The 12041-nt window shown below is 50.6% G+C and carries 17 protein-coding genes; 16 read left to right on the plus strand and 1 reads right to left on the minus strand.

Annotated features, from left to right (window positions below):
- Positions 1–91: 91 nt before the first annotated feature.
- Both D7Y61_RS02220 and D7Y61_RS02225 read left to right on the plus strand, forming a co-directional pair.
- Positions 92–544, plus strand: coding sequence for an antirestriction protein (locus D7Y61_RS02220; RefSeq protein ID WP_180864820.1), 453 nt, complete (start codon positions 92–94; stop codon positions 542–544).
- A gap of 282 nt (positions 545–826) precedes the next feature.
- Positions 827–1198, plus strand: coding sequence for a hypothetical protein (locus D7Y61_RS02225; protein ID WP_180864821.1), 372 nt, complete (start codon positions 827–829; stop codon positions 1196–1198).
- Positions 1199–1269: 71 nt separating this feature from the next.
- Here D7Y61_RS02225 and D7Y61_RS02230 read toward each other — a convergent pair whose 3' ends face one another.
- Positions 1270–2067 (minus strand): hypothetical protein, encoded by a 798-nt coding sequence (locus D7Y61_RS02230; protein WP_180864822.1) that lies wholly within the window; start codon positions 2065–2067, stop codon positions 1270–1272.
- 229 nt (positions 2068–2296) lie between these two features.
- Between D7Y61_RS02230 and D7Y61_RS02235 the strand changes: the two genes are divergently transcribed.
- From D7Y61_RS02235 to D7Y61_RS02300, 14 genes are all read left to right on the plus strand, one after another.
- Positions 2297–3382, plus strand: coding sequence for a tetratricopeptide repeat protein (locus tag D7Y61_RS02235; protein WP_180864823.1), 1086 nt, complete (start codon positions 2297–2299; stop codon positions 3380–3382).
- Positions 3383–3391: 9 nt separating this feature from the next.
- Complete coding sequence (locus D7Y61_RS02240; RefSeq protein ID WP_180864824.1) at positions 3392–3805, plus strand: hypothetical protein; 414 nt, start codon at positions 3392–3394, stop codon at positions 3803–3805.
- Between the two features lie 63 nt (positions 3806–3868).
- On the plus strand, positions 3869–4483 hold the full coding sequence (locus D7Y61_RS02245) for a hypothetical protein (protein WP_180864825.1): 615 nt from the start codon (positions 3869–3871) through the stop codon (positions 4481–4483).
- A gap of 18 nt (positions 4484–4501) precedes the next feature.
- On the plus strand, positions 4502–4810 hold the full coding sequence (locus D7Y61_RS02250) for a hypothetical protein (protein WP_180864826.1): 309 nt from the start codon (positions 4502–4504) through the stop codon (positions 4808–4810).
- Complete coding sequence (locus tag D7Y61_RS02255) at positions 4803–5636, plus strand: hypothetical protein (protein ID WP_180864827.1); 834 nt, start codon at positions 4803–4805, stop codon at positions 5634–5636. Before D7Y61_RS02250 ends, D7Y61_RS02255 begins: the two co-directional genes overlap by 8 nt.
- A 359-nt stretch (positions 5637–5995) precedes the next feature.
- Positions 5996–6790, plus strand: coding sequence for a hypothetical protein (locus D7Y61_RS02260; RefSeq protein WP_180864828.1), 795 nt, complete (start codon positions 5996–5998; stop codon positions 6788–6790).
- Positions 6791–6977: 187 nt separating this feature from the next.
- Positions 6978–7250: a hypothetical protein gene (locus D7Y61_RS02265; protein WP_180864829.1), complete on the plus strand. Its 273-nt coding sequence runs from the start codon at positions 6978–6980 to the stop codon at positions 7248–7250.
- A complete protein-coding gene (locus D7Y61_RS02270; protein ID WP_180864830.1) occupies positions 7250–7624 on the plus strand; it encodes a hypothetical protein in 375 nt (124 codons plus the stop codon). The genes D7Y61_RS02265 and D7Y61_RS02270 overlap by 1 nt, the downstream gene beginning before the upstream one ends.
- A 9-nt stretch (positions 7625–7633) precedes the next feature.
- Entirely contained in the window at positions 7634–8083 is a 450-nt protein-coding gene (locus tag D7Y61_RS02275; RefSeq protein WP_180864831.1) for a hypothetical protein, read from the plus strand.
- Between the two features lie 1006 nt (positions 8084–9089).
- Positions 9090–9467, plus strand: coding sequence for a hypothetical protein (locus tag D7Y61_RS02280; RefSeq protein ID WP_180864832.1), 378 nt, complete (start codon positions 9090–9092; stop codon positions 9465–9467).
- A gap of 40 nt (positions 9468–9507) precedes the next feature.
- Positions 9508–10179 (plus strand): hypothetical protein, encoded by a 672-nt coding sequence (locus tag D7Y61_RS02285; protein WP_180864833.1) that lies wholly within the window; start codon positions 9508–9510, stop codon positions 10177–10179.
- 60 nt (positions 10180–10239) lie between these two features.
- Positions 10240–10653, plus strand: a complete 414-nt coding sequence (locus D7Y61_RS02290) for a hypothetical protein (RefSeq protein ID WP_180864834.1) — start codon at positions 10240–10242, stop codon at positions 10651–10653.
- A complete protein-coding gene (locus D7Y61_RS02295; protein ID WP_180864835.1) occupies positions 10650–11507 on the plus strand; it encodes a hypothetical protein in 858 nt (285 codons plus the stop codon). Before D7Y61_RS02290 ends, D7Y61_RS02295 begins: the two co-directional genes overlap by 4 nt.
- Before the next feature lie 83 nt (positions 11508–11590).
- Positions 11591–12031 carry a hypothetical protein gene (locus D7Y61_RS02300; protein ID WP_180864836.1) on the plus strand — a complete coding sequence of 147 codons (441 nt, stop codon included), beginning with the start codon at positions 11591–11593 and terminating at the stop codon, positions 12029–12031.
- The last annotated feature ends 10 nt before the right edge of the window (positions 12032–12041 follow it).

Raw genomic sequence — 12041 nt, forward strand, 5'->3', positions numbered from 1 at the left:
GTAAAAACAATTGAAATTAATTCAATAAATATATTATATTTACTTCAAGCCGCAATAACGCCGCTTCATAAAAAAACAAACGGAGGAAACTATGAATAAATCAATTGGAGATGAGTCTGAGAAAATCACGTGTCGTGAAGCGACCTATGAAAGTGTCCGGAATACTGGTTGCCCTTATTTCCCATGCTTTGGTGAAAGCAAACACCAATTTACGGAAGCAGCCTCCTCGCTCTTACGAGAGCTGTGTGACGAGTATCGAGTCGGGAGCTGGTCATGCATGGAGCTGTCAAACGGAGCCTGGTATGTGTATCCGCTGGACTGCGAAACCATGTGCTTAAAAGACGGCGATGGCGGACTGCATCTGATGAGCGCAGACGGAGCAGGACTGGCTGTGACAGCGTATCTGGTCAATCAACTGAGCTGGATGTATCACGAAGACGGACAGGCTGAGGAAAGCATGGTGGCGTCCGATCACTTCCATAACTTGCGGGAGTTCTATTTCGAACATCCCGATGCAGCTGCAATTTTTAATGTCGTTGACTAAGAAGCAATACGCTGCATGCAGTTAGCGAACTGGGAGAACAAGCGATGCTCGCTTCAAACGGAAAAGCCTCCATAGCATGGGGGCTTTTTTTATGGGTAAAGCAAGGGGGGATTAAAAAAGTTTAATAAGCACCTGTTCAGTCAAATCTGTGAACTTTGCCCGGTTCTCGATTTTAGTCTTTCTTTCTTATCTTTGTGAGCTTGTCAAAAGTGCATCTCCGTATAACTTGAATCTATGGGTAGTTCGCCTACCCACAATTCTATAAAAACAGGAGAGTAACTTATGAAAAAACATTCACTCAGCATCATCAAGGAGCTAGTCATCGCTCACCCCGATTTTTCAGCTCAGACCTTTGTTCTCAGCTACCTTCCCCGCCAAGGCGTGGTCTTCAAAGAATATGAGAGCGTGACAGAAGCCATTCAAGAGCTGGTCTATGAAGAGACAAAGCGTGTCATTGCGAAGGGAGAGTCAAAAGTAGCAGTCTTGGTCGAGCGGAACACGGGTGACCACCTGGTAACCGACCACGAGCTTCTGGAAGCGTTTGAGGCTTTCTCTGATTACAGCCAAAAATTTGGTCGGAAAGAGATAGAGACGGTGGTCAATTTTGCTTTCCAAATTATGAACGGGGATTACAAAAGCGTATGGAACTACTGAAAGCTATCGCCCACAAAAAAGCCTCCTTAGTTGGAGGCTTTTTTCGAGAGGAAGGAGCTGTTAACTACGTCCTACTCTTCCAGGAGGCTTTTAAGCATGGCTATCGCAGCGTCGGCTTGACCAACGCCGTTCTTTAAAGCTCTTTCATGCCACATCAATGCTGCTTTCATGTTCGCAACGTCTTGTCGAGACCACTGTTCAGCATCTGTGTTGATTCGCCGCATATAGATGAGCCCTAGATTGTATTGGGCTTGGGGATTGTCAGATTCAGCGGACAATTTGGTGAAAGTGTATTGCTCTTCCAGCAGCTGTTCGCTCGCGTTCCCATCGTCAATCAACATTGACGTGACCTGAGACATCGTTTCCTGACAGAACGCGTTTCCGTTTAGAGCTTGATTTCTCATCTCAAGCGTTGCCTGCGTTTTCCCGATCTTACCCGCTAGGCGCTCAAAATCCTCAGGGCTTTCAATCGGAGCAGACAAAGAGGGAGTGGTGACTTCCATCTGCTCAATCAAATTGGTAACGATCTGCAGTCGGAAGCGAACCATGAGATCTTCGTTGTCGAAGAGCTGCATGCAGATTTTCAAAAGGAGCTGCTGAGGGCCGTCAGGCCCGTCAACAGCAGGGTTGGAGCGGTTCAACGCTCCCTTGTAGTCTGCTTCCGAGACGCGGCTTTCCTCAACGAAAGAGCGTGCCAAAGCGTTCCCTTGGGAGGCCGCATCCAGCTCTTCCATGTAGAACTGATGCAGGACGCTAACGGTTGGGATCTTGGAGGCAACCATGGCCGCGTAGTGATGGCTCGCTTCATCGAACCCCATGCTTTCAATTGCTTGCAGAACTTCCGTTTTTTGATTGGCCGAACCGAACATGTCTACCCCCTGTGGATGATGGGACATCGTAGCAGGCAGACCGGGTAGGGTTTTTCTGACATGTGACTGGGTTCACACTGCGCTTACAATGTGAGCAGTCTTCAGTGGAACAGGGGAAGTTCGTGCGCTCTACCATTTTTCTGAGCCTGAGGCTCGGCCTAGCCCTTGCAGGCTTTTCAGGGGGAGAGGCGTCTCCCGCCTTCGGCCCAGATGCTCAAGGGTTGACCCGATGATCCTGGGTATCTTGGTTCTTCTCGTGCTCGGCTTCTTCTTCCCTCCGCTCTGGCTGGTTCTGATCGGCTACCTCATCTACATCTATGCCTCCCGGCACACTAGGAAGGAGCGAGCTGTGGAGAGCCGCATCCGTGCAATGATTTCTGCCAGGAGGGACATGGCGACGTTCTCTGAACTCTACTACGAAGCTGCCAGGTCATATGCCGTCTCGAAAGGCTGCACTGTCTCAGACCACGAGGCGGCATCGGCTTCTGTGATGATTGACGGGAAAGCTTATTACGCCGTCTTTTTAAGAGAGCGCGATGGTGGCACGACGATTACGCTTCAAGATCATGCAGCAGTGGAGAAGTGGATTCAGGACGATATAGATAGCGTCATCGCTGCTGGGAAGGCCGTTGAGCAAGCCCCCGATTTCGGTTTGATGGACACAAGCACGCTCGCTCGGCAGAGAACTGACGAAGCCTTCCAAATACTCTTGGGTCGAGCTGATGATGGGGAAGCAGAAGCGCAGAACGAAATTGGATTCTGTTACGGGAAGGGTGTGCACGTCGCCAAAAATTACAAATTAGCCCATCACTGGTATGGGAAGTCCGCAGAGCAAGGGTTCGCGAACGCGCAGTTCAACTTGGGCGTTCTCCACTACCAAGGACTAGGTTGCAAACGGGATATTGGGCAGGCTGAGGAGTGGTTCAAGCGTGCAGCGGCCCAAGGTCACCAAAATGCGCAGCAGAATTTGCGACGTATCGAATTGGAGAAGCCTCTCGTGTTGGAGCTCTATGCTGTGAACCAGCAGCTTGGAAAGCAGAAAGCTCCCGGCTTGGTCGATTTCAAGCTCGCCCACCTCTATCTTGACGAACTCAAATCGCTGGTGGAGGACGAAGAGGTGCGTCAGGGCTTCGTTCTGGCCGCGACCAGCGGACAGATTTCGTTGGCGAAGGCGGCAAAGATTCAGGACGCCGTAACTTGGGCGTGGAACTTGTCGTCAGCCACTCCGCTGACGTATCACCAGATCATCAATGCGGTCTCGAACGACGATTGGTCTGTTTTCAACGGAATGCCGGAAACCGGCTCAGGGACCTGAGGGCGACACATGGGATTGTTCAGCGGCATCAAAGACAACTTTAAGAAGAGCGAAGCAGCGGTCTGTGTCCAGAACCTGTTGGAACAACAGCAGCGCATCGGCTACTTCACTGGCAATCCGGCCAATTTTGCGAACGTCATCGTCCAAGCAGCCTGGGACGACCGCCCCGATATTTTTAGCGGGAAGTTTGGTCAACGACCGCACAAAATTGCAGTCACCGCCGTGGCGCTGTCCAGGGCACTCTCTGTGAGCAGAGAGGGAGATGTCAACCGAGTTGCACTGCTCGCGTGCCTTGGAGCCGCATTGTCAGAGGCTCATAAGAATGCAGGCTTCTACCCCTTTAACAACCTCGATATGACTCTTATTGAAGCGGCTGGCGAAGTGTTCATTGAGAAGGGCAATGAAATGGGCGTTCCGATGTGACACGCATGCCAATCGGCTCTTAGTTCTACCGAAGTGTCAGAAAAATTCAACAGGGGGTTTGCAATGAAAAAGAAGACAATGGGAAGCGTGCTCGCAGCGCTGATGGCTCCTGCACTCGCACACGGGGCAGATTTCATGGGCATCGAGCTGGGGGCAAAGTTCGACTTGCCTGAGTGCCAGTTCACCGGGGAGGGATATCTCGCCCGCTACACCTTCGTCTTCGATCAGCCGGTTCGGCCATGCTGGAAACGCAGCATCCTTAAAGGCAAGCCGGGCGAGACGCTGGACAAGGAGAGCAGCTTCAAGATCGACTTCGTGACCAGCGATGGCAAGACGCCTCTCGGTGTTGGCACGGACTCCACGCTCATCGTTGTTGATGGCGTAGTGGAAGGTGTGCAAGCCACCACAAACGGATATGAGCACCAGGACAGCATTCTTCGTGCGCTTCAAACGAAGTTCGGTAAGCCCACGTCTCTCAAAGAAGAGGCCATGGAAAACCGCATGGGTGCGTCCTTCCGATCTCATGAAGCGGTCTGGAAGACACCGGCGCTTGAAGTCAAGTTCTCTGGCATGGTTTCCAGGATTGATTTCGGCTACATCTCCGTGTTTACGCCGAAGGCCACCGTCTTTGTCGAAGAGGAATACGAGCGTAAGCAGAAAGCTGCACCGTCGTTCTAAACCACTAAGGAGAGGGCTATGCCGCAGGGCAAGGTGTCAAGACGCAGCCGACTGTTGAACGCACTGGCGCTTCTGTTCGTCGGGCCGCTGGCCTCTTGGCTGGCCTACGGCCTCTTCGTAAAGTTTCAAGAGTCGCTAGGCTCCCTGTCGTCTTTACCGATGACCTGGGCCTACTGGCTCGGCATCACGGCGATACCTATGATTTTGAGTCTGGTGCTCGTTAGCTTTGTGCGGCCAATCTATGCGTGGGTGGTGTATGCCGCTGGCAGCGCGTTCATGCTATATGGACAAGCAACTCTTAATAGCTTGAACGCGACCAATGGCTGACCGCACCTTCCGCTTCCCAGTTGGGCCGGGTCATGGTCGATGCAATATATGTGGGCAGCAACGAGACTTGACGGAGAACCATGTTCCGCCCAAGTCTTGGAGTCCAGGTAGAGCGGTTCGGATTTGGAGTATTTTGGATTCGGTTGCACAAGACGGGCCTGGGGAGTTCGAAAAGCGTTCCTATGGGGTTCCTTTTCGAACGCTGTGTGCCGATTGCAACGGAAATATTCTTCAACCTTACGACAGAGAGCTTGCTTCTCTGACCAATCAGCTTGCTAAGGCAATTGGTCAGAAAAGAGAGGGGATTCCGTTTTATGGTTCGGCACTCGTAAGGCCTAGGCGTGTTGCGCTTGGAGTTCTCGCTCATCTGTGTTCGGTGGGTCTTGATAGATATAGTGAGCACCTATCCAGCTATGTTCTAGGTATCAATCAGTCATTGTTGGATGACGTAAAGATATACTACTGGCCTTATCTCCATTCTCCAATGACCATCGTCCGTGACTATCGGGTGTTCGATTTCTTCTCAAAGAATCTCTCCAACATTTTCATCCTGAAAGCCTATCCTGTTGCATTCGCAATAGCTATTGGTGGTGGAAAATCATTTTTGGACGATGCGGATGTTCGCAATTTTGATGAGTATTCAAGCCTGGGCGTCGATGACGAAGCGCTGATGCATTTTCAGTTGTTCAGAATGCCATCGCAACGATGGCCTGAGTGCGGCGACGAAAACAGCATGCTAGCCCTTGACTCTGCATCAGCCTTCAACGTCACAGGTAAACGCACAAACAGCAATGACATAGTGACCATCTGGCACCAGCCCCAGTAAAGACATTGGCCGACAGTAAGCCTCCTTCAATGGAGTTTTGTTTGTGCTCGGAATCCATCAAGTTCTTGTTACACTTTTTCAATCCCCACGCAGCATCCTCTTCATGATTTGACTCAACACCATATTGCTATCGGAAAAATCCACCGCTCCGGCTACCCATTTGCCCAGTTACACTCTTCAATGTCGCCTCACTAATCATTTAACTAGAAGCGGAAAAGGGGGGCGTTTGACTCAGCTGATGGTGGATGCAAGGAGAAAGGGGCGTCGTAGTAGGCAGGATAAGTAGGGTTTTTCTGACGTGTGACTGGCTTCACACAACGCTTACAATGTGAGCAGTCATCAGTGAACAGGGGAAGTTCGTGCGCTCTACCATTTTTCTGGCCATCGGGCTGGCACTAGCGCTCGCTGGGTGTCAGAGCCAAGAAGCGTCTCCGGCTTCCGGCCCAGATGCAGCAGCTCCTGCTGAGCAAGCTCCGGCCCGTCTGCCCTGGGTTTGGCGTCCCTGGCCGTTCGACGCTCACAGCGCTCACGTCCAACTTGATCCGGCCTCTGGCAAGGTCCAACTGACCTCTCCGCGCATGTTTGCGGAGTGGTTCGACAAGAAGCTCCCCGAGCTTCGAAAGGGCGAGTTCGAGACGACCGCTGACTACAAGAAGCGGGTCCAGGACGTGGACACAGCCTTAGCGCCTATGGCGAGCGGTGATGTCTACCTGTTCCCGCCAAGCTCCCCGTATGCAACTTATGACGCCGACAAGCAGGTCTTCCGTCTTGGCACGATGCGCTGCTACGACTGGGGCGATACCGGTAGCCAAGTGTGCCAGCTGGCCCAGTTGCCAGCTCCGCCTGGGGAACGATTCGGCACTCAGCTCCACGCGGTGATCCCGACCAAATCGGTTCGGCGCTGGGTAAAGGACAACGGATTAGAGATCGACTTCGCTTGCCCTGTTCCGGCTGCTGATGCTCCGGGTCTGAAAAATCGGGTCCAGTTTGCTTACGGTTTCCGCTTCACTTCTGGCGAACCTCTCAGTCCAGATGCGCCGATGACGTTGGATGATAGAACCTACTTCCATCATTACGGCCTACGAGCAGATCTTGTTCTAGCGCTGTGCTACGACACACGGGATGGAAGAGTCATTAGCAGAACGATGTTCTAAATGCGCAGTGGCGGGATATGTTAACGGAGATGTCTTGATGCCAGAGTTATCACTCACATTCATTGCAGATGTTCTAACGGTCGCTGGTTTCATCGCCACACTCTGGGTGTTGTGTTTGACCTTGACACTTTCGAGCAAGTTCCTCCGACGTGCTCGATTACCTCAGATTAAGAAAGAGCTAGAAGGCATGAGTAGCGAACTGCTCATATCCATGACCAACGATGACTCTATCGGAATCGGAGGAGTGTTGGCTCGATTGGATGCATCTCTTGAAGGTGTTAGCGGAAAGCTTCCATATCGGAAAAGAAAATCAATCCGGAGTCTGCGAAAACGGATTCAATTCCTGACGGAGAAGAATATGCTCGATATCGATTCGACGAAAAGCGTCTACACTGAACTGCTCGGCGTGATTCAGTTTCTCAAAGGGCTGGCAGACGACAACGTAATTGGAGTGGATTAATGAACCTGCACGACATGGCAATGCGTTTGGTTGAGAAGGTCACTTGGGAAACGGTCCAAGGAAAACTCAAATGGCGGTTCGGTAGTGCGCCGAAACAACTGACAGACGGCAAGGACGATAAGATTGAGATTTATGTCCAGGCCAAGTTCAAAGGGCAGACGCTAGCACTGTTCGAACGGCGGTATAAATACTATGCGGACGTTGATGACTGGTCATGGACATTCCAAAAAGTTTTCGCAATCATCGATGGTTTTGGGCGAGTTATCTACGAATCGAGCGATTCTAGTTTGGAGATCAACAACCTTTACGACTTGGCGTTCAATAACGCTGGCGATGTTGAGAACGTCATGAACATGCTCCTGTCCGACGACTAAGGATGTGTGATGATGTTCTGTAAGCACATTGTTCTGATTATCCTTTCCTGCGGTTCCTTTCCCGCTTGGGCCGACTCGTTCGAACCGCTGTCATGCGGAGCAGTAGCAGCGGGTGCCAGTGAGAGTGATGAGGGGAACATCGAGAGATTTGCGACTGAGGTTCCGAAGACTGCTGCTAAGTTCCTCGCTGACAACATTCGAAAAGAGTTGAAGGCGCAAGGTGCGGATGATTTCAATGCACTGAGCGTGTCTCTTGATTACTACGCTGAGACCGCTCTACCTATCGCTCAGGAAGTGACTGCTCAATTCGCTCTGATTGCCCGCCAAGAAGGTTCCTATGTCAACGGCATCAAGCGGTATTGCAAAGAAAAAACCAGCTCCGTCGGTAATTTCTTTCATCTGGCATTCGATGCAGCTTTGGACGATAAGTTAAAGGAAGCTGCGAAGTCAGTGAATTAAAAATATACGTCCTCTCGCTTCGTCATTGAAAAAGCCTCCTTCACCGGGGGCTTTTTTATGTCCTCAATTTGCTAAGTGCTTATTAAACTTTTTCAATCCCGTGCCAACATGCCTCATTCTAATTAGACTAAAACCCTCATCGCTTTTGAAAAATCCACCGCCCCAGCCATCCATTTCCGTCAAACACTACCGTCATTATTGAATCGCCAATCAGTTGACTAAAAGCCACATCTGGTTCGTTCCTCTTCCAAGTTGCGTTTGACTAAAAGCGGAAAAGAGGAGGGCGGGTGAGTCAGGTGATGGTGGGCGAAAGGGTGGAAGAGGGAAGGTGTCCTGGTGAAGTTGAGTCGGTTGAAGGCGGTAAGAGAGGGAAGGGGAGACGAAGGGTTCGGGGATGAAAAACCAGATGGTGGGAAGTGAGAGCGGGATTGAAAAAGTTTAATGAGCGAGTGGTGACTTGGAAGGTGGGTGGGGAGAAAAGCGAGAGGGGGGGGGGTAAGGGAAGGAGGACGGTGCGACGAAGAGCGGAGAGCAACAACGAAAAGCGGAAAGGCAATAGCGGTAGAGCGAAGAGCAAAAAAACGAAAAGCGTCGAAGCGAAAATCAAAATCCAAACTTCCTCACTCCGACTGAAAAACATAGCTCGGAGGTTAGCGGCTGGCGATGGCTAGCGGCGACTTTTTTCAAAAGTCTTGCGCCATCGCTTGCAGCCTTCATGGGAAAAACCTGATTGGCGTCCCCTTGATGGATCTAAGGGGTTCAACATATACACAAGACGCACCATGGTGTTTTCGTCTTGCGTCCAACTTTGCGTGAGTATTACCGCAAAACTCTTAGAGCCGTAAGCGTTATCCGCTGAATCCAAAGCATTGCACTCAATCTGACGCTGAAAAGCAGCCAGAGCCTTGTCGTGCTTGAAAGAAAAGCTGAGTGCAATGGTATTGACGAATTTGAAATCCGATCTATATCTAAATCATGACGTTTGGAAAAGAAAAAGGAGAGAGCGTTGAAGAAGAGAAAAACATACAACATCGAAGCTACAACGCTCAGTCGAATGAGCGAAAGAGCAAAGCAATTGCGAATTCCGGAAAACGCATTGGCGCGCCTCTTTTTTGAACGAGGCCTTTCCTCAACTGACGATCAGACAAAAAAAGAATTGACGGATCTCTCAAAGAAGATTGAGCGCGATTCGATTGAGAGCCAAATCAAAATCTACGACGCGGTTCAACTGATGCGACGTTCGCATGACGAATCGATTGCGTCGATGAAAGAACAGATGAGTCATTTCATCGACGCGATGAGCGAGATCCTCCTGGCATCTCCTCAAATCCAAAAACAGCCGACTCAAAGAACTCAGGCGGGTAAGAGTTTGGCTGATCAATAACCCGTCAAATCACATCGTTCACAACACAGGAGAATCATCCATGAAATCAAAATTATTAGTCACATCTATCATTACTGCCTTGGCTTTAAGTGCGTGCGCAACGGTTCCAGGCGGCTTCCAAGCCGACAAGGGCCGCGTCGCAAAAGCTTCAATAGCCGGCTGCGCAGGAGGTGCTCTGTTAGCCAAATTCACAGGCAACAGTGACAACGCTCTCAGAGCTTGCGCAGGGGGCGCAGTCGTTGCGGGTGTCGCGTCCTATTCGGCCCAGGTCAAGGAAGCAAAAGCTGTTGAAGAAGCAGCAAAACGCGCGGGCTTGCAAGCGCAAGTCAAGACAGAAGAAGTGGGGCAGGGCGCTGAACGCAAGAGCGAGCTGAAAGAGCTGCGCTTGCAATACGACCCTAATGATCTTCGCAACCCATCGGCTGAGACCAATGCAGTCTTCGACAAGCTTGCGAGCTTGATTAAGAACAAGAAACCCAACTCGAAATTGGAAGTTGAGTTGAGAGGATCGGACAAAGCGATGTGCTTGAAGCCCGCTGAGCTTTTGAGAATCAGAGGTGTCGCATTGTTAGACGTTGGCGCTTACTCAACGCCGCCAAAAGCGACAGTCCCACAGGCGGTTGTTGGTGACGCACAGATGCCTCATGCCACGGTCTCAGCCAACTGCACAGGAGTGCACGAGATTGTCATCAGTCCCATCACCAGCTTGTAAGAAAACCAAAGGAGCGGTTAGCCATGCGCTGATCGCTCCTCCTATAAAAGGAGAAATGAAATGAAGAAATCATCAATAGCCACTGTCCTCCTGCTTTTTTCATCGGCGGTTGTGCATGCCGAGCAAATCAAGAACGAGGCTGTTGCGGTGTCATCAACTGCGAAGTGCCAAGCTGTTGTAGGACCGAAGAATGCAACAACCACTTCTGAGTCTGACTATCGATATAGCAGMCTGCCGTTWTGCGATACGAACGCTACTCACGATCAAGAACCAGGCAGCGATGGTGTAGTGATTGCAATATCGTCAACTGCGAAGTGTCAAWTTGTTGTTGGACCGAAGAATGCAACAACCACTCCTGAGTCTGACTATCGATATGGCAGTCTGCCGTTCTGCGATATTGAACGACCAAAGGAAGAGATTAACGACGGGTTTTTTATCAAGAAAATTGCGAATGATGGTTCGGTGATCTTATGAACAAAGAAACGAGAGAAGAACGCATCAAGCGACTAATGGAAGAGCGAGAAGAAGGAACGCTGACTGAGAAGCCCGCATCAGCTCGTATGGAAGAAAAGCCGGTTGAGCCGGAACCGGAACAGGATTGGGAAGAAGAGTCTCGCATCATCTCCGCAAGGAATAGGGAGCGCATCAAGAAAAATGCCGACTTGGCTGCTGCGCAAGCAAAAGCAGCAACTCAATTCGCGGAAAAAGGTGCGAGGAGTGCATTCAAATCCTTACAGGTGTTCAAGGAAAAGACGGAAGCCAAAATTCAAGCAGAGAAAGAGAAGCGCCGACTGAAACGCGAAGAGCAAGACACGATTAAGAGCGTTGACATGGAAGTCCTGGAAAGCAAAAGCGGTCGAGAGCCATCAGCGGGAAGCAGCAGTGCGCAGCGACAGACACGAATGAAGTTTTGGATGCTGTGCAGTATTCCAGTGGCACTCAGCGTTGCATTGACCGCAGCCTGGTTGTTCAAAATCAGTGGCACCGATAAAGAAGGCGTCGAGCCCGCAACGGTGAAGCAGGTAAAGACTGACCAGCCCGCAACAATGCAAGTGCTCAAACCTGTTGAGGCGGTCGTTCCGACGATAGAAGCCCCACCGAAGGCATTGCCGCCACTTCCCCAGGGAAGGCAGGAACCACGTGCAGAACAGTCGGTATTGGAAGCGCCAACCACCGTTGCTCCAAAGGGACCAGTGCCCGCACATCCAACCCTAAAAAAAGAACGAGTTGCGAAAGCGACCGAGAAGAAAGAAGAGCCTTCCAAAGAATCTGCGAAGAGTCAGTGGCAAAAAGACGCGGCTCAAAAGCTGGAAGAATATCAATTTTAGTCTTGAATTTTCGTGGGTAGGGGTTGCCACCCACGAAAATCGTTGTATATCTAAATAATGATTCAATTGAAAAGGAGAAATCGATGTTTGAGAAATCACAAAAGAAAATTCATTTTGGCTCGAAGTTCCTAACCCTCCACGGTCGTTTGCTTATTGCAAGCTCAACCGAGTTCTTAGGGAAACGAAAAGACATGGAAGGGACAGTAGCACAGTCGTTCTACTACCTGGAACAAGACAGATACCTTCCTGCCGACAAAAAGAAATCCGAAGTATGGGAACAGGATCAGCTTCTAGCGACACAAGTCGTTGAAGAGTTCAGAAAGCCTCTCGCGCTCCGTGCAGTGCTTCTAGTGTTTTTCGCTGCCCTGGCTCTTGGAGCCATCGGCGGAACACTGAGCAAATTCAAAGAGCATCAACCAGGCGCTTTTGGCAACGTCAAGAACACGGTTATCAATGCGATTAATTCCGCAAACCAGCCGGAGCCGCAGCGCTACCAAGATCCATCAACTCAGATTTATCAATAAAAATAGGAGG

Origin of the sequence: Stenotrophomonas maltophilia, assembly GCF_013464485.1 — a bacterium.
Taxonomy (GTDB): Bacteria; Pseudomonadota; Gammaproteobacteria; order Xanthomonadales; family Xanthomonadaceae; genus Stenotrophomonas; species Stenotrophomonas maltophilia_AW.